20 protein-coding genes are annotated in these 24,248 nt (G+C 72.2%); 12 read left to right on the plus strand and 8 right to left on the minus strand.

The window, feature by feature from the left end; all coding sequences use genetic code 11:
- Nucleotides 1-27 precede the first annotated feature (27 nt).
- Nucleotides 28-1,500, minus strand: coding sequence for a hypothetical protein (locus tag WMF46_RS44585; RefSeq protein ID WP_437982787.1), 1,473 nt, complete (start codon nt 1,498-1,500; stop codon nt 28-30).
- A gap of 231 nt (nt 1,501-1,731) precedes the next feature.
- On the opposite strand from WMF46_RS44585, the gene WMF46_RS44590 reads away from it, so the two are divergent.
- The 12 genes from WMF46_RS44590 to WMF46_RS44645 all read left to right on the plus strand — a co-directional run bounded on the left by WMF46_RS44590 (nt 1,732) and on the right by WMF46_RS44645 (nt 16,682).
- Complete coding sequence (locus WMF46_RS44590) at nt 1,732-3,909, plus strand: type VI secretion system Vgr family protein (RefSeq protein ID WP_437982788.1); 2,178 nt, start codon at nt 1,732-1,734, stop codon at nt 3,907-3,909.
- Between the two features lie 43 nt (nt 3,910-3,952).
- Nucleotides 3,953-5,182 (plus strand): TIGR02270 family protein, encoded by a 1,230-nt coding sequence (locus WMF46_RS44595; protein WP_437982789.1) that lies wholly within the window; start codon nt 3,953-3,955, stop codon nt 5,180-5,182.
- Nucleotides 5,179-7,167 carry a DUF2169 domain-containing protein gene (locus WMF46_RS44600; RefSeq protein WP_437982790.1) on the plus strand — a complete coding sequence of 663 codons (1,989 nt, stop codon included), beginning with the start codon at nt 5,179-5,181 and terminating at the stop codon, nt 7,165-7,167. Before WMF46_RS44595 ends, WMF46_RS44600 begins: the two co-directional genes overlap by 4 nt.
- Before the next feature lie 2 nt (nt 7,168-7,169).
- Complete coding sequence (locus WMF46_RS44605; RefSeq protein ID WP_437982791.1) at nt 7,170-8,189, plus strand: DUF2169 family type VI secretion system accessory protein; 1,020 nt, start codon at nt 7,170-7,172, stop codon at nt 8,187-8,189.
- A complete protein-coding gene (locus WMF46_RS44610; protein WP_437982792.1) occupies nt 8,186-9,247 on the plus strand; it encodes a hypothetical protein in 1,062 nt (353 codons plus the stop codon). Before WMF46_RS44605 ends, WMF46_RS44610 begins: the two co-directional genes overlap by 4 nt.
- A 12-nt stretch (nt 9,248-9,259) precedes the next feature.
- Nucleotides 9,260-9,745 (plus strand): DUF4150 domain-containing protein, encoded by a 486-nt coding sequence (locus tag WMF46_RS44615; RefSeq protein WP_437982793.1) that lies wholly within the window; start codon nt 9,260-9,262, stop codon nt 9,743-9,745.
- Nucleotides 9,746-9,833: 88 nt separating this feature from the next.
- Nucleotides 9,834-11,243: a hypothetical protein gene (locus WMF46_RS44620; RefSeq protein WP_437982794.1), complete on the plus strand. Its 1,410-nt coding sequence runs from the start codon at nt 9,834-9,836 to the stop codon at nt 11,241-11,243.
- 66 nt (nt 11,244-11,309) lie between these two features.
- On the plus strand, nt 11,310-11,819 hold the full coding sequence (locus WMF46_RS44625; RefSeq protein ID WP_012240970.1) for a hypothetical protein: 510 nt from the start codon (nt 11,310-11,312) through the stop codon (nt 11,817-11,819).
- 14 nt (nt 11,820-11,833) lie between these two features.
- On the plus strand, nt 11,834-12,250 hold the full coding sequence (locus WMF46_RS44630; RefSeq protein WP_437763236.1) for a hypothetical protein: 417 nt from the start codon (nt 11,834-11,836) through the stop codon (nt 12,248-12,250).
- On the plus strand, nt 12,247-14,610 hold the full coding sequence (locus tag WMF46_RS44635; RefSeq protein ID WP_437982795.1) for a glycosyltransferase: 2,364 nt from the start codon (nt 12,247-12,249) through the stop codon (nt 14,608-14,610). The genes WMF46_RS44630 and WMF46_RS44635 overlap by 4 nt, the downstream gene beginning before the upstream one ends.
- Complete coding sequence (locus WMF46_RS44640; protein ID WP_437982796.1) at nt 14,600-15,097, plus strand: hypothetical protein; 498 nt, start codon at nt 14,600-14,602, stop codon at nt 15,095-15,097. Before WMF46_RS44635 ends, WMF46_RS44640 begins: the two co-directional genes overlap by 11 nt.
- Before the next feature lie 559 nt (nt 15,098-15,656).
- Nucleotides 15,657-16,682 carry a hypothetical protein gene (locus WMF46_RS44645; RefSeq protein ID WP_437982797.1) on the plus strand — a complete coding sequence of 342 codons (1,026 nt, stop codon included), beginning with the start codon at nt 15,657-15,659 and terminating at the stop codon, nt 16,680-16,682.
- A 156-nt stretch (nt 16,683-16,838) separates the two neighbouring features.
- On the opposite strand, the gene WMF46_RS44650 is transcribed toward WMF46_RS44645, so the two are convergent.
- The 7 genes from WMF46_RS44650 to WMF46_RS44680 form a co-directional block, all read right to left on the minus strand.
- The gene (locus WMF46_RS44650) at nt 16,839-17,999 is read right to left on the minus strand and encodes an epoxide hydrolase family protein (RefSeq protein ID WP_437982798.1); all 1,161 of its coding nucleotides are present in this window, start codon (nt 17,997-17,999) and stop codon (nt 16,839-16,841) included.
- A gap of 120 nt (nt 18,000-18,119) precedes the next feature.
- Complete coding sequence (locus WMF46_RS44655; protein WP_437982799.1) at nt 18,120-18,809, minus strand: helix-turn-helix domain-containing protein; 690 nt, start codon at nt 18,807-18,809, stop codon at nt 18,120-18,122.
- A gap of 125 nt (nt 18,810-18,934) precedes the next feature.
- A complete protein-coding gene (locus WMF46_RS44660; protein WP_437982800.1) occupies nt 18,935-20,500 on the minus strand; it encodes an MYXO-CTERM sorting domain-containing protein in 1,566 nt (521 codons plus the stop codon).
- A gap of 65 nt (nt 20,501-20,565) precedes the next feature.
- Nucleotides 20,566-20,991, minus strand: coding sequence for a hypothetical protein (locus WMF46_RS44665; RefSeq protein WP_437982801.1), 426 nt, complete (start codon nt 20,989-20,991; stop codon nt 20,566-20,568).
- A gap of 451 nt (nt 20,992-21,442) precedes the next feature.
- Nucleotides 21,443-22,093 carry an NAD-dependent epimerase/dehydratase family protein gene (locus tag WMF46_RS44670; RefSeq protein WP_437982802.1) on the minus strand — a complete coding sequence of 217 codons (651 nt, stop codon included), beginning with the start codon at nt 22,091-22,093 and terminating at the stop codon, nt 21,443-21,445.
- Between the two features lie 66 nt (nt 22,094-22,159).
- Entirely contained in the window at nt 22,160-22,930 is a 771-nt protein-coding gene (locus WMF46_RS44675) for a hypothetical protein (protein ID WP_437982803.1), read from the minus strand.
- Nucleotides 22,931-23,573: 643 nt separating this feature from the next.
- Nucleotides 23,574-23,969, minus strand: a complete 396-nt coding sequence (locus WMF46_RS44680) for a GFA family protein (protein WP_437988006.1) — start codon at nt 23,967-23,969, stop codon at nt 23,574-23,576.
- Between the last annotated feature and the right edge of the window lie 279 nt (nt 23,970-24,248).

A 24,248-nucleotide genomic window follows, 5' to 3' on the forward strand; every position in this document is an offset into this window, starting at 1 on the left:
GGCATGCCGGTCGACCTCCGCGCCGCGCTAGATGCGGGCGTTCGTGCGCATGTTCCACAGCTGCACGAGGGCCTGCGGGTTCGACGATTTCGGATAGCCGGCGAGCGCGGCCGCGAACAGCCCGTCGATCGCGCCGGTCTCCCACGTGGCCGCGTCGGCGAACGGCCCGCCGCCATACGAGGGGTCGTAGAGCTGGCCGCCGTGCACGACGATGAAATGGTTGAAGAACGCGGGCGGGGGCTCGGGGTTCCGCTGGCCGGGGATCCCGGGCAGGTTGACGACGTCGGTCCACATGCGGTGGGTCCACGGGGCGGGCCGCGTGGCCGCGTTCCACTGCCAGTTCTTCACGAGGAACCCCTGGGATCCCGAGGTCCACGCCGCCACCGTGACGACGACCACCACCTTGTCGGCGCTGGTGATGCCGTGGACCTTGAGCATGTCGATGAAGAACTCGGCCCACGAGCCGCATTGCCCGCTGCCGTCGGCGCTCGCGAGGAGCAGGCGCGTGTTCGTGCACGTTGTCGTGTTCGGGTTCCAGTACGTGAGGCCCACGCCGTCGCGCTTGCGCGTGAGCGCCCGCGTCGCGAAGGGCGCGAAGCTCTGCGACACGACGCGCCCCTCGGTCGTCTCGCCCTGGGCCGCGCGGCACGAGATGTCCACGAGCGTCCAGTGGACCGTGCCGGCCGGCGCGCCGAGCACCGCGTAGACGAGGTGCGCCGTCGTGCCCGCGCCGACCCAGCCGGTGCCGACGGCGTTTGCCTCCCACGCGATCGTCAGCGGATCGTAGCAGGCGACCACGTTCGGCAGCGGCGCGCTGCTCGTCATCGAGGGCGTGGAGACGTCGACCGACCCGGGCGACACGCTGACCGTGCACGTCCATTCGAGCGTCACGCCGCCGGCCATGGCGCGGCCGCGCAGCTGCACGGACTCGGTCCCGCTGGGCGGCCGGAGCACGCGCAGCACCACGGCGAGCGGGACACGCGCGCCGCGGACGTAGCAGACCGGCGATTGATCCGCCGCCTGCCGGGTGCTCAGCCACTCGGGGGAGGCGAAGTTCCCGAGGGAGTCCCGCTCCACCGCGTGGTTCGCCGTGAAATCGACCTGGATCACGCCGACCAGCGCGTGGACGACGTCGGGCGCCTTCGGCGACGGCTGCACCGGCGGCGGCACCTCGAGCGGCCTGCGCGCCTCGGGGGCGCGCGGCGGCGGGCCGCGGAAGGCGAGGATGCACCCCGTCCGGAGCAGCTCGGCGACGCGCTCGCGGAGCAGGTCGAGCTCGCGCGCCGCGTCGAGCGACACGATGCCGGCGCCCGCGGCGCACAGCTCGCTCAGCAGATCGACGCGGTCGCGGTCCGGCTCGTCCGAAGGGAACCACGCGGGCACCTCGAGGGCGGCCAGGTGCGGCTCGATCGGCTCCGCGCCCTCGGGCAGGACCGCGCCGGCTGCGCGGACGAAGCCGACGTCTCCGTACGCATCGACGACCTGCCAGACGTTGCCCATGAATCCGCGCGATCCGCTGTCCGCTGTTCCCCCGGCGCCCGATCTGACTAGGCCCGCCCTCGCCGTGCGTCAACCGTTCGTCAAGCCGCGCGCCGGCATGTGCGCCGGCATGTCGCCGGCATGTGCGCGGCATGTCGACGACGTCGGCGCGCGTGAATGTGCCCACCCGGCCGGCGAGCGATGGTAGGCTCGACGGCTCGGGCTCCGGGACGTGCGAGGGCGAGGCGACCGATGGCGGACGGTGCGATCGAGTTTGATTTCGCTGTGGAAGGCGCGACCGATCCGTGGCGCGTCGCGCGGATCGAGGGCCATGAGGGCATATCGCGGCTGTTCCACTTCCGCGTGACCCTCGCGTCGACGGACGCCGCGCTGGCGTTCGACGGGCTGGTCGGGCAAACGTGCCTGCTCACGATCCGGACCGACGTGTCGACTCGGTACATCCACGGCATCGTCGCGCGCTTCGAGCAGCACGAGGAGGGGCGCGCGGTCACCACGTACCTGGCGACGGTCGTCCCGCGGGCGTGGCGCCTGCAGCACCGGCACGACTACCGCATCTTCCAGGAGGCGACGGCGCCGGAGATCATCGACAAGGTGCTCCGCGCGGCGGGCCTGTCCTCGGACGAGTTCCGCATCTCGACGACGATGACCCACGATCGGCGAGAGTACAGCGTGCAGTACGCCGAGACCGACTGGGCGTTCATCAGCCGCCTGATGGAAGAGACAGGCATGTTCTGCTTCTTCGAGCACGAGGCCGACAACCACGTGCTCGTCTTCGGCGACGCGCCGTTCGTCCACGAGCCCATCGACGGAGCGAGCGTCGTACCGTACCGGGCCGTCGGCGGGGCGCTCGCCGCGCGCGAGGCCGTCTCCCGCTTCTCGATGGCCGAGGAGGTCCGGCCCGGCAAGGTCACCGTCCGCGACTACAACTTCCAGAAGCCCAGCCTGAGCCTCGAGGGAGAGGCGGAGGCCGACCGCGACACCGATCTCGAGGTGTACGTGTATGCCACCGAGCACGATCTGCCCGAGGAGGGCACGCAGCTCGCGAAGCTCCGGCTCGAGCAGCTCCAGCTCGTGCGCCGCACCGCGGAGGGGCAGGGGAGCGTCATCCGGTTCATGCCCGGGGCCACCTTCACGCTCGAGGACCACGGCCGCGAGAGCTTCAACCGCGGATACCTGCTCACGCGCGTCGACCATTTCGGCTCGCGGGCCGTCGGGGGGGAGTCGCAGGAGACCGTCGTCGGGTACTCCAATCGATTCCAGTGCATCCCGGACGACGTGCCCTACCGCACGCCCGTGCAGACGCCCAAGCCGACGCCCCGCGGCATCCAGACGGCGATCGTCGTGGGCCCGGCGGGCGAGGAGATCCACACGGACATCTATGGCCGGGTGAAGGTGCAGTTCCACTGGGACCGGCAGGGGCGCCGCAACGAGCACAGCTCGTGCTGGATGCGGGTGAGCCAGATCTGGGCGGGCGCCGCGTGGGGCTCGATGTACATCCCGCGCATCGGCCACGAGGTCGTCATCGACTTCCTCGAGGGCGACCCGGATCGCCCGCTGATCGTCGGGCGCGTCTACCACGGCGCGAACGTGCCGCCCTACGCGCTGCCGGCCGAGAAGACGAAGAGCACCATCAAGTCGGACACCTCGCCGGGCGGCGGCGGCTCGAACGAGCTCAGGTTCGAGGACAGGAAAGGCGCGGAGGAGATCTACCTGCACGCGCAGAAGGACTGGAACATCGAGGTCGAGAACGACAAGACCCAGTCCGTCGGCCACGACGAGCGCCTGACCGTCGGCCACGACCGGAAGAAGCGCATCGACAACAGCCAGTGGGAGTCGATCGGCGCCTTCAAGACCACCGAGGTCGGCAAGGATCACAACGAGAAGATCGGCGCGAACCGCACGCTCGGCGTCGTGAAGAGCGAGAGCGTGGACATCGGTGAGGACGCGAGCCTGAAGATCGGGCAGGGCCGGAAGACCGACGTCGGGAAGGACGACATCGAGTCGGTGGGCGGCAAGCGCGAGCTCTCGGTGGGCGGCGAGGAGACCGTCAAGGTGGGTGATCGCGCGACGCTGGAGGTCGGCTCGAAGCGCAACACCACCGTGGGCAGCGACGACTCGCTGTCGGTCGCCGGCACCGAGACCCGGAACATCGACGTGGACGCGACCGAGTCCGTCGGCGCGAAGAAGACCGTCAAGGTCGGCGAGAAGTTCACGCTGGAGTGCGGGAGCGGCAAGATCATCGTCGACAGCTCCGGCAAGATCACGGTCGAGGGGTCGGACATCACCGTGAAGGGCTCGGGCACCGTCAAGGTCGAGGGCGCCAAGGTCGAGGTGAAGAGCGACGGCGACGTGAGCATCAAGGCGGGCTCGAACATCAAGCTCTCGGGGAGCGGGGTCGACATCAACTGAGCGGCGTCGCGCAGGATCGGAGCCGAGGCGGATGGTTCACGAGGTGGTGGCTGATCACGCGGAGATGGCGTCGTTCCTCTGGGAGCTCCGCGAGATGGCCGTGAGGTCGCACCACTACACGCTGGCCGATCTCGCGGAGCTCGAGGAGCGCGTCGAGGCCCACCTCGATGGGCTCCGGATCGCGGGGGAGCCCGGCTGGGAGCTGACGCTGGCCGCCCTCTCGACGAAGGATCCCGGCGCGTTCTTCGCGGCGGCCATCGCCGCGGTCGAGGCGCGCGACTACCCGGGCTTCGCGGCCGTGCTCGACGCGACGGAGGAGGCCGAGGAGCCCGCCGCCGGCGTCGCGGGCGCGCTCGCGTGGGCGTCGCCGGCCGACGCGTTCGCGATCGTGGCGCCGATGCTGTCGGGGGCGCAGCCGCCGGCGCTGCGCCGCCTGGCGCTGGCCGCGTGCGTGGCGCACCGCCGCGATCCCGGGCAATTCCTTGGCTACGCGCTCTGCGACGGCGACGCGGCGGTCCGCGCGCTGGCCTTCCGCGCGGCCGGCGCGCTGGGCCGCGCCGATCTGGCGGGCGAGCTCCGCGGGGCGTGGGGCTCGGACGACGAGGCCGAGCGCTTCTGGTCGGCGTGGGCCGGCGCGCTGCTCGGGGCGCGCGGCGCGGACGAGGCGCTGTGGAGCGTCGCCGGGCGGAGCGGCGCGTTCGCCGAGGAGGCGGCCGACTGCGCCGCCCGCGTGAGCCCGCCGGGCGAGGCCCGCCGCCGGATCGAGGCGCTGATGCGATCGCCCGGGCTCGGGCGGGTCTGCCTCGTCGCGGCGGGGGCGCTGGGCGATCCGGCGCTGCTGCCGTGGGTGCTCGACCGGCTGGACGTCGCGCCGCTCGCGCGGCTCGCCGGCGAGGCGCTCTCGCGCATCACCGGCGCGCCGATCGAGGGGGCGCTGCGCGGGGCCCCGGCGCCCGGCTTCGACGCGGGGCCGAGCGACGATCCGCGCGACACGAGCGTGAAGATGGATCCCGACACGCAGCTGCCGTGGCCGCACGGGGCGAACGCGCGAGCGCTCTGGGCGGCGCACCGCGGGCGCTTCGCGTCGGGGGTGCGCCACGTGGACGGCCGCCCGCTGGACGAGGGGGGGCTCGATCGCGTGCTCCGGCTCGGCGGCCAGCGGCGCCGCGCGGGCGCTGCGTTCGAGCGGGCGGCGCGCGCGCCCGGCCGCCCGCTGTTCGACGTGGCCGCGCGGGTCGAGCGGCAGAGGGCCGCGCTCGGGGCGTCGCCGTGAGCGCGCCGCCCGCGCCGCGCGCCCTCGGGCACGCCGCGGCCGCGGTGCGCCCCTTCCGCTCCCGGGGGCGGGTGATGCTCGCGGTGGTCGTCAAGGCGACCTTCCAGCTCGAGCACAAGCGCGCCATGTCGCCGCTGCCGCCCGCGCCGATCGTGGCGGCGGACGTGCGCGCGGCGCGCGCCGCGGCCGACCCGCGCGCCGCCATCTCGGCGGCCGCGGAGATGGCCCCGTTCCTTCCGCGCGCGGACATCCTCCTCGGCGGCCACGCCTGGGCCCGCGGGCGGAGCCCGGCGCCGCTCGTCCCCGTTCGCCTGCGGGTCGGCCTCGACGCGGCCGTCCTCCTCGACAAGGCCCTGCACGTCTACGGCGACCGCGGCGGCAACGGCCGCGGCGCCCCGCAGCCGTTCCTCGCCATGCCGCTCGGCTACGAGCGCGCCCTCGGCGGGGCGGCCGACCCCGACAACCCGGCCGGCGTCGATCCGCGCGCCGGCCGCGCGCCCAACATCATCGATCCCCGGCAACCGACGCGCGCCGCCGGCCTCGGGCCGATCGCGGCGCACTGGCCCGCGCGGCAGCGCCGGCTGGGCAACGCCGATCCGCGCGGCGTGCAGGCCCCGTGGCCCGTGGTCCCGGACGGCTTCGACTGGGCGTATTTCCAGGCGGCGCCGGTCGATCAGCAGACGCCGTACCTCCGGGGGAACGAGTGGATCCTGATCGAGGGGATGCACCCGGATCTCGACCGCATCGAGGCCTGGTTGCCGGGCCCCGTCGCCGAGGCGCGGGTCGCGTTCGGGGGGGCGGCGCAGCCGCAGGCGTTGCCGCTGGTCGCCGACATGCTCGTGATCGACGCCGATCGCTGGCTTTGCTCGCTCGTGTGGCGCGCCAGCGCGCTGCTGCCGGGCGAGGAGGCCCTCGCCAGCGTCCGGGTCACGGCCAGGGTCGCGCTCCCGGGCGAGGAGGTGCCGTGGGACGTCGCGGCCGCGCCGCCGGTCCGCGCGGAGCGGGCGCAGGCGCTGGCGGCGGCGAGCCCGCAGCGGGCGGCGCGCGGGGCGGTGGAGCATCCGCTGTCGGGGACGGTGGCGCTCGATCCGGAGGAGGCGCCGGCGGCGGCGAGCCCGCAGCGGGCGGGGCGCGGGGCGGCGGAGAATCCGCTTGCCGGGACCGTGGCGATCGATCCGGACGAAGGGCAGCCGAGCCTCGTCTTGCCGTTCCGGTCGCCCGCGGCCTCCGCGGGAGGACCGCGCCTCGAGAGGTCTGGCACGGCGGAGATGCCCGCCGCGGCGGGGACACCGCCCGCGGAGCCGCGGCGCGGCGGCCTGCCCTTCGTGGCGCCGGCGGCGGCCGGCGCACCTTCCGGGGCGCTGCCGTTCGCGCCCGCCCCGTCTTCCCCGGGCGCCCGCGATGGCGCGGCGGCGTGGGCGCTGCCGTTCGCCGCCCCCGCCGCGGCGCCGGTCCGAGCGCCTGCGGCGTCCGGCGTGCTGCCGTTCGTATCGCCGGCGGCAGCGTCCGGCGCGCTGCCGTTCGCGCCGGCGCCGTCCGCGCCCGTCCCGGCTGCTCCCCAGGCGCCGTCCGCGCACCCTCCCGCGCCGTCCGCGCCGGAGCGCTCCTCGCCGTGGGTGTCGGGCGCGGCGCCCCACGCCGCCTCCGAGCCGCGCTCGCCGTGGGTGTCGGGCGCGGCCGCGGCCCCGGCGCACGTCGCCTCGCCGCCGCCCGTCGCGCCGTCGTACGCGCTCGCCCAGCCGCGCATCGCGCCGTCGTACGCCCTGGGATCGCCGCCCGCCGCCGCACCCTGGCCCGCCGCGGCAGCAGCCGCCCCCGCGCGGCGCCCCGCGCGCCCGCGCCGGCAGCGCCTCACCCCGGACGCGCGCCCCTCGTCGGAGCCGCTCATCCCGCCGCGCAAGCGCCGCCCCGCGAAGGTCGCGGCCGACGGCCTCGGCGCCTCGTTCCTCCGCGCGGTGCCCGACGCCGCGCCCACGCCCACCTGAACATGGACCTCCGCAACCGAACCCCCTTCGTCGCCGAGCGCATCGTCCACGTCGACGCCGCCGGCGCCGAGGTGCTCGTCGTCCTCGTCAAGGCGACGCTCGCCATCCACGCCGGCGGCCGCCTCGCGCCCGCGGCCGAGCAGGTGCCGCTCCAGCACGCCGACGCCTTCCACGGCGAGCCGGGCCTCTCGAGCGTGCGCTACGAGAGCGATCTCGCGCCGCACAAGGTCGGCACGGACGTCGTGGTCCTCGGCCACGCGTACCCTCCCGGCCGCCGCGACGCCGAGGTCCAGGTCTCCGTGCGCGTCGGCCCGATCCGCACGACCCTCGCCGTCTTCGGCGACCGCACCTGGGCGCGCCCCGCGTCCCCCGCGCCCTTCGAGCGGATGCCGCTCGTGTACGAGCGCGCGTTCGGCGGGCGCGACGAGTCCGCCGAGTCCCCCGCCGACCACGAGGTCGAGCCGCGCAACCCCGTGGGACGCGGGTTCCGGGCGCGCCGCTCGCTCGTCGACCTCGCGCAGCTCGCCATGCCGAACCTCGAAGATCCAAGGAAGCCGCTCCGCTCGCCGGACGATCGCCCCGAGCCCGTCGGCCTCGGCTTCATCGGGCGCAGCTGGCAGCCGCGCCTGCGCTACGCCGCCACGGCGCCCGACCCCTCGGCGCCGCCTCCTGCCGGGTCGCCGCCCCCCGCCCCGTCGCCGTTCCTGCCTGCCGCCTTCGACCCGCGCTACCACCAGGGCGCGCACCCGCGCCTCGTGGCCACGCCGCACCTGCGCGGCGGCGAGCCGGTCGAGCTCGTGCACCTGAGCCCCCTCGGCCCGCAGCGCTTCTCGCTGCCCCGCGCGGCGCCTCGCGCCGTGGTCCTGATCGACTCCGAGCGCCGCCCGCTCCCGCTGGTCCTCGACACCGTGGTCCTCGAGCCCGACGACCTCCGCGCCGTGCTCGTGTACCGGGGCGCCATGCCCGTCGGTCGCGATCTCTTCCGCGTGCGCCGCATCGAGGTGGAGCCCGCGCCCGCATGAGCACCGGAGCCGTCATCACCGCCGCCGGCATGGTCACCGCCCTCGGCGACACCGCCGCGTCCACCACCGCCGCGGTCCGCGCCCGCCTCACGCGCTTCCGCGAGTGGCCGAGCTACCCCTGCCTGCCCGCCGACCCGCCCCGCCCGGAGGAGCCCTTCTCCGTGGTCGCGGCGTACACCGATCTCCCCCGCGCGCTCGACCTCCCGGTCCGCTTGCTCGCGCTGGCGCTCCAGGACCTCGCCACCTCCGGCGACCTCGCGCGCGCCGACCTGGAGGACGCCTCGTTCTTCCTCGCGCGCCCCTCGCCCGGCCCCGCCGCGCACCACCACGAGCTGCGCGACGCCTTCCGGGAGCGGCTCGCCGACGCCGCCGGGGTCGACGCCGTGACCCGCGGCCTCCTCGCCCCCGACGGGCACGCGGCGATGCTCCTCGGCCTGGCCCACGCGGCGCGCGCCGTCGAGGCCGACCCCGGCACGCCCTGGATCGTGGCCGGCGCCGACGCCCTGGTCGACGTGGGGCTGCTCGAGGCGCTCGACCGCGCGCGCCGCCTCAAGAGCCGCCGCAACCTCGACGGGTTCATCCCGGGCGAGGCCGCGGCGGCGCTGCTCGTCGAGCACCGCCGCCGCGCCGAGGCCCGCGGCGCCACCATCCTGGCCGAGATCGAGGGCTCGGGCGCCGCCGAGGAGCCCCACCTCATCGAGAGCGGCGATCCCCCCTCGGGCGAGGCCCTCGCCGCGGCGCTCGCCGCCGCGTGCGCCGCGGGCGGCCCGCCCGCGTGGGTCCTCTGCGATCTCAACGGCGAGAGCTACCGGGCCAAGGAGTGGGGGCTCGCGCGCGTCCGCGCGCCCGCGCTCCTCGGGGGCGTCCGGGCGCTGTGGCACCCCGCCGACGGCTACGGCGATGTCGGCGCCGCGACCGGCGGGTGCCTCGCGGCCGCGTGCGTGCGATCGTTCGAGCGCGGCGCGTCCCCCGAGGCGCGCGCCGCGCTCTTCGCGGGCTCCGGCGGCGGGACGCGCGCCGCCGTGTGCCTCGTCTCGGCTGCAGCGAAGAGGGCGTGAAGGAGGAGCGATATGCCTGTCACCGTAGGAGTCAACTCACGCACGGTCGTCCACGCCGCGAGCAATGGAATGACCATCGCTTTTCCGGACGTGTGCCTCACCCCCGCGCCGCCCGCCCCGCCGGTCCCCATCCCCTATCCCAACATCGCCATGTCGTCGGACGCCGCGAGCACCGCGAAGAACGTCAAGGCCGACGGCAACCCCCTCTGCCATCAGGACAGCAACTTCTCGCGCAGCAGCGGCGACGAGGCGGGCACGAACGGGGGCGTTGTCTCCGGCGTGAACATGAACAAGGCCGAGTTCATCAGCTACTCGTTCGACGTCAAGGTCGAGGGGAAAGGCTGCGCCCGCGCGCTCGATCTCATGCTCCACAACAGCAAGAACACCCCGCCCACGCCGGTCATCCAGCCGCCGCTCATCGTCATCGTCATGGAGGAGCCCCCGCCCGCGCCCGAGAACCCCAAGGACTGGGGCGTCGACAAGATCGAGGTGATCTGAGGGGGTGGCCGCGGAGCGCGCCTCGACCCGCGCCGCGCTGATGGACTGATGGACCGGACTCCCCGCTGATTCGTCCTGGAGCTCTCGCATGCCGACGATCAAGCAGTACGTGAACCTCCCTGTCGCCGTGACCGGCGTGAACGGCCCCGTGCGGCAGCTGCGCGTCACGCCCAACCAGGTGCCCAACGTCGCGCCCGGCGACCGCGTGGACTGGTGGATCGAGCCCGACCCGGGCAACGAGAACCTCGCATTCCAGTCGCTGACCGAGCGCACGAGGCTCGCGCACGGCGCGGCCCCGGGGGTGACGGTCGGGCTCGGGCACCACTTCGACAACACGCTCACGTTCACGCACATCGGCGGCGACAAGTACACGATCAAGGCGTCGCGCGACGGGCAGCGGGCGCAGTTCCTCGCCACCGACGAGTTCCAGACGTGGCGAAAGCTCTATTATACGGTCTGGTACTCCGGCGCGCAGACGCTCGCGACGTACAACAACATCGATCCGCGGTTCGTGGGCGAGTTCGCGCGGCACTTCATCGAGCTGGAGCGCAGGGCGGTCTTCCCGGCGCTCGCGACCGTGGACTCGGCCCGCGTCGACTTCCAGAGCCTGTCGCAGCAGGCGGTCAGCTCGCCGACCTTCGACTGGCCGTTCATGAACGGCGGCCCGAACGCGCTGCTCAACCTGCGCGTCGGCGGCGCGCCCCCCGGGGGAGGCACGCTGACCGACAAGCCGCTTCACATGGCCTTCCTGCTGGTGCCGAACTGCTATTACACGCAGCTGGAGCGGCGCGCGCTCCCCACGGCGAACAACGCGGTCGGGAACATCACCACGTTCCGCACCGTGTGGCGCGACCCCACGAACGGCAACAACTTCATGTGGACGGCGCAGGCGTCGTGGCCGGCGGCCGGCGCCACCGACGTGCGGGCGTACTTCACCTTCACGCCCGGGTCGCCGAACCGCGTGAACTGGAACCTCACCACGCTGCCGGGCCTCACGGCCCACCTCGCCACGCCGGGCAACACGTACAACCTCACGTTCTCGTTCATCTGGAAGAGCTCGATCAACGGCTACAGCTGGGGCAATTTCTGCGTCGTCGGGTGCACGGGCCCCGGCCGGAGCGAGACGGCGGTCCTCGGCACCTTCGTCCACGAGATGGGGCACGGTATCGGGCAGACTGTCCGGCAGGAGCCGCAGTACAGCGCGACCGGCGTGGCGCTCGCCACGCAGCTCGCCAACCCCACCTGGTACACCGACCAGTTCGGCGGGCAGGGCCCGCACTGCAACACGAACGCCGGCCTCACGCCGGACCCGTCCACCACGTCGGGACAGCGGTACGAGTGGTGGCCCGCGCTCGGTGGGCGACTCTGCACCATCTACCACGCCGGCCACAACAACCGCGACGACGGCGTCTTCTGCCCCGTGTGCGCCCCGCGCATCCGCCGCGTGCGCCTCGATACGCCGGCGCAGACCTCCCGCAGCTGGAACCACTTTGGCTGAACCTCGCGGGCGGGGCGGGGGCGCGCTGCTCTCGACCCCGCGTCGCGCCCACGTCGAGAGGACCCCATGGAGATCGAACCCCGGACACCCTTTGGCTTCGCCCCGCACGGGGGCTCGCCCGAGATCGCGGCCGGCAAGGAGGCCATCCGACTCGCGATCTCGCGGGTGTCCTTCGCGGCCGGCACGGTGGAGCTCGACGTCTCGGCCTCGTTCCTGTTCCCGGACGCCGTCGCGAGCCGCTACCGTGACGTCGAGGAGTCGATGGTCCTCGTCGTCCACGACATCGAGCAGGCGGACGGCGGCGCCCTGCTCGCGCGCAACACGTTCATCGAGTTCCCGGCCGGCGAGCGCGACGGCCCGAACCAGCTCGCCGAGCCCGCGCTGCCGATGCCGGGCCGCGGCAGCCTGGCGTCCGAGGGGTACCAGGGCGCCTGGCTCAACGTCACCGTCGCCTTCCCCTGCGCCGTGGCGGTGCCCCGGTACCGGCCGAGCGTCTATGTGTACCTCGTCCTCGAGAACTACGTGTCGAACGTGATAGGCATCGATCTCGTCGACAAGAAGGCCATCGAATTCTGACCGGCGGTGAACCCATGCTCGTCCGATCCGTCTCTTTCGGCCTGACAGCGGAGACGCCCGCGACCTCCGGCGCGGGCGTCGTCCTCGCCGAGCCGGGCCCGCCCACCGTCGAGGGCGGCGCCCTCGTCCACGTCGTCCACGGCAGCTCGCGTGTGCCCGCCGTCGATATCGAGGTCGAGCGCGCCGAGGTGCTCCGCGGCGTCTTTCTCACGCTGATCTACGCCCCCGCGCAGGGCGGCGTCACCGTGCCTCTGCTCGGGCCGAGGCTTGTCTTCCCCGACGACATCGACGACGTGGGCGCGGACCTCGTGGGCAGCTTCCGGTGCGAGATCGTCCTGGCACCCCGGGTCGGGGCGTTCTATCTGCACGCGGCGTATCGCCAGTACGTCTCCAACGTGGTTCGCCTCATGGCCCCGCCCGGTGCCCGATGACGCCTGTTTATTCCGTTATCGTCGTCACGTGGAATAACCTCCAGTACACGGCGCGATGTGTGGACGCGCTCCTCCGCACGCTCCCCTCGGACGCGGAGGTGATCTTCGTCGACAACGGCTCGGAGGACGGCACCCCCGCTTACCTCACCGACGTCGCGCGCCGGCTCGGGGACGCCGCCAAGACGATCTTCCTGGACGAGAACCTCGGCCTGGCCGGCGGCGCGAACCGGGGACTCGAGGTCGCGGCCGGGGAGTACCTGGTGCTGCTCGACAACGATGTCGTGGTGACCCCGAGGTGGCTGGAGGGGCTGCGGGAGTGCATGGAGGAGGCGCCGCGGGCCGTGCCCGGCGCGCGGCGCGTCGGGCTCGTCGGGCCCGTGACGAACAGCGCGCGCGGCCCGCAGAAGGTGCAGAACCCGCCGCCGTTCCAGCCGGAGGCGCTGAACGAGCTCGCGGCCGAGCACCGCGAGGCGTTCCGCCGGCGGTGGGCGCCGTCGTTCGCCCTCTCGACCTTCTGCCTGATGATGCGCCGCGAGGTGTACGCCGAGATCGGCGGGCTCGACGAGCGCTTCTTCCCGGTGGGCCACGAGGGCGCCGACCTCGCCTTGCGGGCGCAGGAGCGCGGCTTCGAGTGCATGATCGCGAGCGACGTGTACGTGCACCACGAGGGGAGCGCCACGCTGAGCAAGGCGTTCCCGGGCGCGCAGGGCGGCCTCGGGGGCGCGGACCTCTTCTTCGAGAAGTGGCGCGCCCGCCGGGCCGGGAAGACGCGGCTCGTGGCCGCGTACCGCGTGAGGGACGCGGAGGCGACGCTGCGCGAGAGCCTCGACGCGACGGCGCGGTTCGCCGACGCGATCGTCGTGCTCGACGACGGATCGACGGACGGGACGGGGGCGATCGCCCGGTCGCACCCCGCCGTGGCCAGGTACGAGCGGACGGAGCTGCCGTCGGGCGTGGATGGACGGCGCGATCGCGACCGCGCCCTGCAGATGGCGGCGGAGCTCTCCCCGGACTGGATCCTCGCGGTCGACGCCGACGAGGTGTTCGAGATGGACCGCGCGCGCGCCGAGCGCCTCATGCAGCTCGCCGATCCGCACATCAAGGCGCTCGGCTTCCACTGGTACACGTTCTGGGAGCCGACGCGCACGTACTTCCGGGCGGACGGCGCGCTCGGGGCCATGTCGGGGTACCGCATGTACCGGAACGAGCCGGGCCTGCGCGTCGCCCGCGGGGCCGAGGGCGGCGTGCCCGGCGGCGGCATCCCCGAGATGCCGGACGGGTGCGCGCGCTTCACCGACGTCCGCGTGCGGCGGCTCGGCTACGACACCGAGGCGTCGCGGCAGGCGCGGCTCGCGCTGCACGGGCGGCCGGACCCGTACACGCCGCCGCGCGCGGGTGTGCCGCCGGAGCTGGCCGATCTCGCGAGCAACACGGTGACGCTGCGCAGGTATGCGCCCGCGTCCGGCGTATCGCTCTGCATCATCGCGAGGAACGAGGCGGAGCGGCTGGAGCGGTTCCTCGCGTTTCTGGAGCCGTTCGTCGACGAGATCTGCATCGTCGACAATGGCAGTGACGACGGGACGGTCGAGATCGCGCGGAGGTTCACCGACCGGGTGCGCGTCCACCGGACGGACCGGCTGGACCTGGCCGAGGTGCGCAACGTGGGCCTGGAGATGGCCACGCGGCCCTGGATATTGAGCCTCGACCCGGACGAGGAGCTCGCGCACTGGGATCTGCCGCGCGTCGTGCGGCTCATGGACGACCTCGACGTCCACGCCTATTCCTTCGAGATCGCCAATCATCAGAAGGACGGCCCGCCCGTCATGACGATCGCCGTGCGGCTGTTCCGCAACGACGCGCGGATCCGGTACGGGCGCGCCGTGCACGAGACGGTGCAGCCGAGCCTCGACCGGCACCCGGAGCTCGTCGTCCGCGCGGCCGGCGTGGAGATCCAGCACTACGGCTTCCTGAAGGACGACGGCGTCATGGAAGAGAAGCTGTCGCGCTACCTCGAGGCGAACCAGCGCATGCGCGAGGAGGATCCGGCGGATCCGATGCCCTGGTACAACGAGGGGCTCCACCTCCTGAACGACGGCCGCGACGACGAGGCGATCGCCTTCCTGGAGAGGGCCATGGTGCTCGGCCAGCGCTTCCTCTCGCCGCGATCGAGCCTGGCGCAGATCTACCAGCACCGGGCGCTCGCGCTGTGGCAGAGCATGGTCGCCGAGCTCCCGCCGGGGCACCCCGTGCGGCCGACGGCGGAGGAGAGCGCCGCGGTGCTGGGCCGCATCACGCCGGCGCGGATGCTGGTGGGGCAGGCGCGCAGGCGCAGGCTCCAGGGGCCGTCGCATGGCGAGTGAGGGGCGGCGCGCGTTCATCGCGCAGGTCACCGCGGGGGCCGGCCTCGTGGCGCTCGGCGGGTGCGGCGGCGCGCCCGGGGCGGCGGGCGCGCCTGCGGGGGCGAAGGGCGCGGCTGCGGCGGGGAAGGCCGCGCCACCGGCACCGGCCGTGGCGGGCGCGGCGCCCGTCATCGAGGCCACGCTGCGGGGCGGCGTGCTCGCGCTCCGCTATCGCTATCCGAGCTCCATCGGCGAGCGGCTCGCCGCCGCCCCGTGGGCCGCCACGATCGTGGTCGCCGTCCACCCCGCGTCGGCGTCCCCCGCCTGCCGGAGCCTCGTGAGCGGGGCGCTCCGCACGGAGACTCCCGTGCTGGATCAAGGGATGTTCCGCGCGGCGGCCGAGGTCGATCTGGCGGACTTCTTCGGCCTGAAGGCGCCGTTCGTGCGTTATGTGCACGCGTCGTTTCTTCACCTACGGTCCGACGTGCTGCGCGTCGCGGCCGGGTGAGCCACGAGGGGGCTCACGCCGTGAGAAGCGGCGCGAGCGCCAAGAACGAACGGAGCATGCTTCGCATCGCCGAGCGCTTTGCCCGGCGGGGGCCAATGCGCAACGGAATGCCTGAGCAGCGCCGCTGAACACAGGGCTCCTTCGCCACGGTCGTCGTGCAACCCTACCGCGACCGAGCGTCCATCCCCGAGAATGCCTTGAGCCTGAGCGTGCTTCGTCGAGCTTGAGCTCCCGACCGTGACGCCCTCAGAGACTCTGCTAGGGTTGCACCATGAACCATTGTCGAGGGGGACTGGGCCTCTGGTTCTCTGCGCAGACGGGCTCCAGAGCGCCCTTGGCGGTAGTTTGCGCCATGGCTTCAGCGCTCGGGTGTCAAACAGGCGGCGCCGACGAAACCTCGGGAGGGGCGCCGGGGAGCGGGGGGCACGCGGCAGGCGAGGCGGGTGTCGGCGGCGCGGGTGTCGGTGGACAGGGCGGAGAAGGTTCGTCCGGAGGCTTCGGAGGGCAAGCGGGGACGGGCGGAGCGCGACCGGTTCCTGGGCCCGGCGAATGTGTGGAGGTGGCGAGGCTCACGAGGAGTCCGGAGCTTTCTGGGGAAGTCCGTCGGATGCAGGACGGATTTGTTATATTTACCGAGCTCGTTGCGACAGCTGAAACCAGAAATTGGCTCATCGGCAATGAGCGCGATGAATGGCAATCGGTGCCTGTTTCGCTCGGCCCAAATATCTCCTACGAGCTCATGCCCACTCCGATCGCGGTTGGAACAGCGGCGGAGCCTCGGGCCATCCGGATGACCATCGGCGCGGGGTACGCTGGCTTCACAAACCACTTCTTCTCGCAAGTCCTCGACGAGAGCGGCGAGCTCTTGGGGGAGCCCACGTCCGTCCTCGAGATCTTCGACAGGATCACATCGACCAACGTATCGGCTGGGTCCCTTGATGGGGAGCGCGCCGCCGTCGGCAATGCGCATAGCGGGGTGTGGGATCCCCGGATTGTCCTGCTCGACAGGGACGGGAAGCCGGTGAGCGACGAAATCCACCTGCTCGATACGGGCGACAGCCCGCTCTACCGATGTTTCGCCCTCACGGGCACGGCCCATGGCGTGGTCGCGACGATCATCGATGGGGACACGGGCGAGCTCCGGCTGATCGAGCTCGATGCCGAGGGCGAGGTTGTCCAGGAGGCGACGCTGGAGGGGAGCGACGACATCCTCTGCCCCAGGGTTTCGGTGGACCCGAGCGGCGTTTTCGTGAGCTTTGGGCTCGACGCTCCGTCCTTCTCCCGGGGAAGCGCGCGGGACGTCTACCGCGCGAGCGGTGGCGCGCTCGATCTCGTTGCCATGCTCCCCGAGCCTCCCGAGGACGTGTCGTACGGATGGGCGCTCGGCGGCGATGTTCCGTTGGTTTCGGCCCATAGCCAGACGGGGGTCCGCTTCGCGGCGTGGCGCGGCACGGAGCTCTTGCCGCTCGAGGGAGATTTCACGGGTAGGCTGGTTCCTTCAGCCGATGGGCGCCTTTTCGTCGTGGACGCGTCCCGTGAGGATCCGGTGATTGTCGAGGTCTCCTGCGCGCCGAGCGCCCCGTGAAGTCCATCCCTCCGCCTTCTTCGCCGTCCTCGCCGAGCTGCGCGGACATAGGCTGGCTTGGCGATCAGGACTCGCATACCACGCAAACCGAACTCATTGACTCCACGGAGGGCCTCCCGGAAGCGTGGGCGCGCACGTGGTGTGGACAGGCAGGCCCTACGACAGCGAACCGAAGAACTCCCGCAGATCGGCGGCCAGCGCCATGGGCGTCTCCGTCGCCAGGAAATGCCCGCCGCGCGCCAGCTCGGTCCAGCGCACGACGTGGTGGTCGCGCTCGGCCAGCCGGCGCACCGCCACGTCCTGCGTCAGCGACACGGCCACGGCCGTGGGCACCGTGCCGCGCGGCTTGGGCGCCCAGCCGGACGGGTCGTTGAAGGCTTCATAGTACAGGTTGGCCGAGGGGCCGCTGGTGCCGGTGAACCAGTACAGGCTCACGTTGTCCAGCAGCGCGTCCAGGCCCACCGCGTCCTCCGGCAGCGCGGCCGCGGGATCGGTCCATTCCTTGAACTTCTCGACGATCCAGGCCAGCTGGCCCACCGGCGAATCATGCAGCCCGTAGCTGAGCGTCTGCGGCCGCGTGCCCTGGATGTGCGCGAATCCCATCATCCGGTCGCGGAAGTTCTGCAGCCGTTCCAGGCGCTGCTGCTCCGAGGCCGTCAGGCCTTCCAGCTCGGCGGGGTCGCCGGAGGGAAATGTCACCAGCGCATTGCAGTGCACGCCTCTGACATGCTCGCTGTCGATGCGGCCCAGCTCCGCCGCGATGAACGCGCCCACGTCGCCGCCTTGCACGCCGTAGCGTGAGTAGCCCAGGCGCTGCATCAGCGCCGCCAGCGCACGGGCACAGCGGCCATGGTTCCAGCCGGCGTCGGCCAGCGGCATCGAGAACCCGTGACCCGGGATCGACGGGATCACCAGGTGGAACGCCTGCGAGGGGTCACCGCCGTGGCGGCGCGGGTCGGACAGCGCGTCCACCACGCGGTCGAACTCGGCAAAGCTGCCGGGCCAGCCGTGCAGCAAGAGCAGCGGCTGCGCGTCCGGCTCGGGCGAGCGCAGATGCACGAAGTGGATCGTCTGCCCATCGATCCGGGTGGTGAACTGCGGGCGGCTGTTCAGGTGGGCCTCGCAGCGTCGCCAGTCGTACTGGCACTGCCAGTGCCCGGCCAGCCGCTGCAGGTAGGCCACCGGCACGCCCCTCACCCAGTCGCCGCCCGGCAGCTGCGCCGGCCAGCGCGTGCGCGCCAGGCGTTCGCGCAGGTCGTCGATGTCGGCTTGCGGAATGTCGATGCGGAAGGGGTGGATATCGGAGTCGCAGTGCATGGGGGCCCTCGGGTTGGTCGAGTTTGCCGGTGCGAGCCAGCGACGGGACCGTATCCACCGGGGTGGGCCCGGTCTTGGAAGAAAACGACAGGCTCAGGCCTCGCCGGACCGCCTGGGCCCTCAGCGCTTGGGCCCGGGCCGGGCCGCAGCCCGCACCACTTCGCCGGGCGTCCTGCCCATGATCCGCTTCAGCGAATTGCCGAGGTGCGCCTGGTCGGCGTAGCCGCAGGCGAGAGCCACATCGGCGGGCGCATCGCCATGCATCAGCTGTTCTAGCGCCGCCTGCGCGCGGTGGATCTGCGACAGCTGCTTCGCCGTGAGACCGGTGGCGCTCAGGAACCGGCGCTGCACCGAGCGCAGGCTGGTGCCGGCGGGATCGCCTTGCAGTACGCGGAACACCACCGGGTCCGCCACCAGCAGGCCGGCCCTGATGAGGCGTGCCACCAGATCGTCGGCGTTCTCGAGGTCGGGCACCTCGAAGGCGTGCGGCCCCAGCAGGAACGAGCGCGAATTCGCCAGCGGGCGCAGCACGCCCTGGTCCAGCATGCCTGTCGCCGGCACCCCCGGCATGAACACGCCTGGCCGGAACGCGATGCTCAGGTACTCGTCGCCGGTCTCGTAGCCCAGCGCCACCGGGTGTGTGATCAGACCGGTATGCAGCACCTGCAGCCGGCCGCGGCGCTTCATGAACACGAGGTCCCAGCAGCCGTCGGGCAGGGACTGGTCGTGCGCGTCGTCGCCATAGGCGACGTGCGTGATCCGCTGCACCAGCGCATGGTCGCTGCCGCGGATGGAGCGCGTCGTCCTCATGGGCAGCTTCCCTTCGTCATGCTGCGCAGTATGGCCGACCCGCGCCGCAAGGCGAATTCCCACGCCGGGCGCGGGCGGCTGCGGTCCACCGCGAGTCCGGGTGGATCGCAGTCGCCCCTCTCCACCTAACGGGCGTCGCTCAGCCGTGAGGAGGCCTGTCGTCGCCGGAGGGCGAACGCGGCGAGGACCGCCGTCAGGAGGCCAAGGGTGTGATTCCCGCCGGCGCCCGCGGCGCGGCAGCCGCAGCCCTCGCCGTCACTGGAGGCGTCACCACCCCCGCCGGCCGCGCCGGTGCCGCTGCCTGCGCCCGTGCCGCCTGCGCCGCCCGCGTCACCCCCGCCCGCGGATCCGGCGCCGCTGCCCATCCCACCCGCGGATCCGGTGCCGCCGCCCATCCCGCCCGAGCCGGCGGCGCCGCCGCCCGCGCCCCCGTCGCCGGAGGGCCCCGGCGGCGGCACTGTCGCGCAGTCGCCGAGCGAATGCTCGAGCGCGCCGAGCGTGAAGCTCCCGCTGCCCGGCCGCCCGCGCGCGCAGTAGTCGTCGGTCACCGCGGTCTCGGCGGGCGCTTCGCCGACGAGCGACGCCACATCCCCTTTGAGGCGCAGGTCGCCCACACTCGGATCTTCGTACCAGGTCTGGAACGTCGCGAGTCCCACCTCGGCCAGGTTGTCACTCTCCTGGTGCGTGGCCCCGTCGCGGTCGCGGATCTTGCCCGTGAGCACGTTGCCGCGCGCGACGCCGCTGGTCGTCGCGAAGCGGAAGTCGATCCCGCTCGTCGCGATCAGCGTATTGAAAAGAAGCCGCGTGTCCGTCGCGCGGTTCAAATAGATCCCGACGTCCGAGCAGCTCGCGATGATGTTGTTCCGCATCGTCCCGCCGGTGTGCTCGACCTCGCAGGGCACGTCGGGGTCGTAGGCCGGGGCGCAGTACTCCGCCCCCGTGCCGCCGCCGCCGAACGACAGCCCGATGCGCGCCCCGTCCGGCGAGCCGGCGGTGGTGCAGACGACGAGGTTGCGCTCGAAGAGCCCGTCCGAGCCGCCGCTCTTCATGAACGCCGCGTAGCTCACGGTGTCGCCGCCGTCTTTCTGGAAGTCGTGCAGGTAGCTGTCGCGCACGGTCCAGCGCTTGCCGCCGTCGATGTTGATCTTGGTGACGGGCCTGCTGGTCCTGCGCGGGTGGGTGTCGAACAGCTCCGATCGCTCGATCAGCCCGTCGTCGGGGGCCGTCCAGACGCCGTCCACCTGCGCGGCGTTGATCTTGAGCTGGGCGTTGAAGTCCCGCACCTTCGAGCGGCGGAGGGTGAAGCGGCTGGCAGCGCCGAACACGTGGAAGGCATGCTCGCAGTCCGAGTCGTCGGCGCAGACGCCGCGGACATCGAGATCTTCGAAGTGCCAGTTCGGGCCGCTGACCTTGAAGCCTTCGAGGCCCGACAGCTCGACGATCGCGCCGAGCGGCTCGGCGGCGCGCACGACGATCGGCGCGGCCTCGGTGCCTGCGGCCGCGCAGGAGACGCCGTCGAAGGCGTAGGTGCCCGAGGCGAGGACGATCTCGTCGCCCGCCTTGGCCGCGCCGATCGCGGCGACGAGCTCGTCGGTGGTGCCGACCGGCACGACGGCCGCCGCGGCGGGGGCGGCGACGAGGAGGGAGGTGAGCAGGGCGAGGGGAGCGACGGGCGCGCGGCGTAGCGACATGGCCGCAAGAATGCGCGGGTGCGCTCGTCCGTCAAGACGGCGCGTGCAACGTGTGACGGCCGCGCTCACGCGCGCGGGGCGAGCACCTGAAAGCGCCGTCCGCTGGATAACACGTACGGGTCCTCGCCGGTTGCGAGCACGTCGTGCCGCTGGCTCAGCTGATGACCTGGCTGGCAGCAGGCGAGCGTGTACGCGACGTTCCAGCGCAGCCGGGCGAGGACATCGTCGATGGGGACGTGGGCGTGCACGAACGTGACGAGCACGGGCATGTCGGGCAACGCGTTGAGCCGTTCGATCGCTGCGAAGACGTCCGCGCGTTGCCAGGCGAAGCGGCGGATGCCGAATCGGGTGCGCCAGGCCTCGACCAGCGGCTCGTTGAGCACCGGATCGACGCTGACGTTCTCAGCCTCCGTCTTCAGCGCGAACAACGCCCCGGTGCGGGCGTGGGCGCCGTCGCCGACGTGGATGACCCGACACGGCGCGCCGGACATGAAGGGCCGCAGGTGCTCGAGCGCCGAATAGCTCTCGGTCATTTCCTTGGCGGGGCGCGTGGCTTTGGCGAAGAGCGGCCACAGGGCTTCGAAAGACCCTCGACGCATCAGGCGATCCAGGTAGTCGCTGCTCGCTGAGCCAGCGTCCGTGTGCGGATTCACGGCGGTCGTTCTATCACCGGGCGCCGGCGCGCGTGGCCCAAAGCGCCAGCTCGACCGCTCGCTCGATCCTTTGCCTGCCTTTTGGTTTTCGGAGGTTCCATGTCCTCTCGTTCCCGCCCGCTCCCGCCCGCTCCCGCCCGCTCCCGCCCGCTCCCGCCCGCGCTCGCCGCCCTCGGGGTCGCCGCCCTCTCAGCTCCCGCGCGCCGAGGCCGACGCCGCCTGGGACGAGACGTGGGCGGCGGCGCGGCGCGACGGGGACCGGATGCTCGTCGCCGCGTGAGCGGCCTCGCTACGCCGAAGCGAGCGCCTTGATGTCGGCGACCTCGAGCACCTGCCTCGGCGCCCCGCTCGTCACGGAACGCACCATCGCGCGCTCCACTTCTTCGAGCTTCAGGGCCGGGAGCACGAGCTTCATGAGCGGGACGAGCGGAAGCAGGAAGCGGTAGACTCGCTTCAGGTTCTTCTGTCCCGGCACCGGCGTCATCAAGCCCGGCCGGAAGTTGTAAACGCCGCGAAAGGGCAGGCGCATCAGCGCGTTCTCGGCTTTGCCCTTCACGCGCGCCCACATCACCCGGCCCTGCTCGCTCGAGTCGGTGTGCGCACCCGAGACGTGCGTGAGCACCATGCCGGGATTGAGGCGCGCGAGCGCCGTCGCGAAGGCGAGCACCGTGTCGTACGTGATCGCCGTGTACTCCGCCTCGCTCATGCCAACCGAGCTCACGCCGGCGCAGTAGAAGCACGCGTCGTAGCCCGAGAGCCGCGCTTCGAAGGCGCCGAGCTCGCGAAAGTCGGGGATCAAGCACTCCTCGAGCTTCGGGTGCGCGTGCCCCGACGGCCGGCGTGCCACCGACAGGACCCGCTCGACCGTGGGATCCGCGAGACAGGCGAGCATCACGCCTTCGCCGACCATGCCGGTCGTTCCGGTAACGATGACCTTCATGGTCGCCATGTTCGACCCGAAGCGCCGACCGTGCAAACCCTGGAACGAGCGAGCGTCCTCTTTCTTTCACCTGGATGGCGGCAGCCGGATCTCGATCCGATTCGTGTAGCTGCCGGCGGCGTGACCCACGCTGTCCCAGCCGCGCCCCACGCTCGTCCCGGCCAACGTGAGCGTGAGGTAGGCCGCGGACGAAGGGTCGTTCGAGGCGAGCCCGAACTCGAACGCATTCTGCGGCAGGCCCCAGCCGGCGGTGGGCGAGAGCTCCGTCGAGAGCTGCCGTGACCAGTCGGCGAAGACGATCGTCGCGAGCTCGCGAGGTGGCGATTCTCCCTTCTCGACGAGCACGACGCTCAGGGGTTCGCCGCGGGCGAGCCGGCCTTCGCCGAGCGTCGTGAACGGCCCCTTCTCGGCATCGCTCGCCTGAACGACGAGGAACGTGCCGCCGGCGTCGAGGTACGCGAAGCGCGCGGGCGCGCCGAACGGATAGTCGAAGTGGATCACCTCGACAACGACCTCGGGGCAAGGCGAGAACCGCAAGCCGAGCCGGCGATGGCCGGTGATCGAGACGCGCGTGAAGGAGTTCAGGTGCGAGAACACGGGCGCCTGAAGCGCGGTTCGTGCGTCGATGGCGGCAGATTGATCCGAAGTGGCCCTCACGCGCAGGCTCCCCTCGTCCGCGTAGTCCACCGCGAGCTCGCGATCGGCGCGCTCGAGACCACGAACGGGCGAGTCGCCGCGCCATTGGAGGGGCGCGAACACCGTCCAGAAACGATCCGGCGAGCGCGAAATGAACTCGAGCCGCGGCTCGACGACGATGCCCACCGCACCCGCCTGCACCGAAACCTCACCCGAGCTCGGTACCACCCGAAGCCACGGAGCCACGTCGAACGAAGCGGGCCCAGCGAGTGCTCGCGTCCAACGATCGCCGCCGAGCTCGACTTCGGGCGCAGCAAACGGAGCTGTCGAGGGCTCCGGCGCACGCTGCGCAGCCACGAACCCCGCACCGAAAACGACACCGGGCAGCGCAGCGAGCCAGGTCAGCCGCGGCGGGACCCCGAACCGCCACCACGCCATCGCGAGGCCCAGCAACAAGACCACCCCCAGACAACCTGCGCCGAACGCGACCGTCCCGCCGCTCTCCGGGAACATGGTCCCCGCAGCGAGAGCGACCCCGAGCCACGCCGCCGGAAAGAGCAACAGCGACACACGCGCACCCGTCGACCGTCGCGCGGCCAGGACACCGACGGCGATCACGCTCCCGACCGCGACCGCCGGCAGAGCGCGGTTCGCGAAGAAACGCGCGTGAAGGAGGGGAAAACCGCCGGCAAGCAGCTCCCACGCCGCGACCGCGGCGGCAGCATGCGCGAGCAACGCCAGCGACCAGAACACCCCGACGAGCGCCGCCGAAGCCGCTCTGGAGCGGCCAGCTGCTCCGCGATCAGGAGAACGTCGTTCTTTCAGAAGCCAGCTGCTCCTTGGATCATGCCATGTGCTCGATGCCAGCGGGCATGTTGACCCAAGAGTGCATGCGCTCCTCGTAGACCGAGAACGTTGGGGCTGGAAACTCAGGATCGGCGAATGCGCCAACGGGTATTGCCACGAGCTCTGGATGACCTTCGAGGGTGTAGTAGACGGTGGCACCGCAGCGAGGACAGAATCTGAAAATGCTTCTTGTGCCTTCGTCTCCGACGCGGACGAACTCGACGCTCTCGCCGACGATGCTGACTGCTTCGCTTGAGAAGCGAGCCTGAGCACCGAAGGCGCTGCCGGTACGGCGCTGGCACGCTAGACAGTGGCACACCGAAACGCGAACCGGCTCGCGAGCAGTTCTCGCTTGTAGCTGGCCGCAGCTGCAGGATGCTATTCGAGGTGTCATGGGCAGTGAAGTGGTTTCCATTGCGCCGCCTAACTATCAGTCGATTGGTCAACCGAAACCGCCGGACCAGGTCCGTCTAGCTCGTCGCCTTTTGTAACCTCCCGCCACGGAAAGTCTCACGGATCGGCTCTGCGCCGCAAGGCTCAAATGCTGTCCCGCGCCATAGGGTAGACCCGTCTAACACCGGCGGCAGTCGCTGCCTTTCCAGGGGGCCGGGGGCGCGTGGAGGGGGGCGGCGGACGCGCTCCTACGCCGAAGATCCCGCTTGTGAGGTACCAT

Source organism: Sorangium sp. So ce117 (genome assembly GCF_051524395.1).
GTDB classification, from domain to species: Bacteria; Myxococcota_A; Polyangia; order Polyangiales; family Polyangiaceae; genus Sorangium; species Sorangium cellulosum_B.

What these genes read in the sequence shown, in the direction of transcription:
- WMF46_RS44655 (WP_437982799.1), bottom strand. Translation starts at nt 18,809, where the DNA reads ATGAGGACGACGCGCTCCATCCGCGGCAGCGACCATGCGCTGGTGCAG.
- WMF46_RS44650 (WP_437982798.1), bottom strand. Translation starts at nt 17,999, where the DNA reads ATGCACTGCGACTCCGATATCCACCCCTTCCGCATCGACATTCCGCAA.
- WMF46_RS44620 (WP_437982794.1), top strand. Translation starts at nt 9,834, where the DNA reads ATGCCGACGATCAAGCAGTACGTGAACCTCCCTGTCGCCGTGACCGGC.
- WMF46_RS44625 (WP_012240970.1), top strand. Translation starts at nt 11,310, where the DNA reads ATGGAGATCGAACCCCGGACACCCTTTGGCTTCGCCCCGCACGGGGGC.
- WMF46_RS44640 (WP_437982796.1), top strand. Translation starts at nt 14,600, where the DNA reads ATGGCGAGTGAGGGGCGGCGCGCGTTCATCGCGCAGGTCACCGCGGGG.
- WMF46_RS44610 (WP_437982792.1), top strand. Translation starts at nt 8,186, where the DNA reads ATGAGCACCGGAGCCGTCATCACCGCCGCCGGCATGGTCACCGCCCTC.
- WMF46_RS44630 (WP_437763236.1), top strand. Translation starts at nt 11,834, where the DNA reads ATGCTCGTCCGATCCGTCTCTTTCGGCCTGACAGCGGAGACGCCCGCG.
- WMF46_RS44590 (WP_437982788.1), top strand. Translation starts at nt 1,732, where the DNA reads ATGGCGGACGGTGCGATCGAGTTTGATTTCGCTGTGGAAGGCGCGACC.
- WMF46_RS44615 (WP_437982793.1), top strand. Translation starts at nt 9,260, where the DNA reads ATGCCTGTCACCGTAGGAGTCAACTCACGCACGGTCGTCCACGCCGCG.
- WMF46_RS44585 (WP_437982787.1), bottom strand. Translation starts at nt 1,500, where the DNA reads ATGGGCAACGTCTGGCAGGTCGTCGATGCGTACGGAGACGTCGGCTTC.
- WMF46_RS44635 (WP_437982795.1), top strand. Translation starts at nt 12,247, where the DNA reads ATGACGCCTGTTTATTCCGTTATCGTCGTCACGTGGAATAACCTCCAG.
- WMF46_RS44660 (WP_437982800.1), bottom strand. Translation starts at nt 20,500, where the DNA reads ATGTCGCTACGCCGCGCGCCCGTCGCTCCCCTCGCCCTGCTCACCTCC.
- WMF46_RS44665 (WP_437982801.1), bottom strand. Translation starts at nt 20,991, where the DNA reads ATGTCCGGCGCGCCGTGTCGGGTCATCCACGTCGGCGACGGCGCCCAC.
- WMF46_RS44680 (WP_437988006.1), bottom strand. Translation starts at nt 23,969, where the DNA reads ATGACACCTCGAATAGCATCCTGCAGCTGCGGCCAGCTACAAGCGAGA.
- WMF46_RS44670 (WP_437982802.1), bottom strand. Translation starts at nt 22,093, where the DNA reads ATGAAGGTCATCGTTACCGGAACGACCGGCATGGTCGGCGAAGGCGTG.
- WMF46_RS44605 (WP_437982791.1), top strand. Translation starts at nt 7,170, where the DNA reads ATGGACCTCCGCAACCGAACCCCCTTCGTCGCCGAGCGCATCGTCCAC.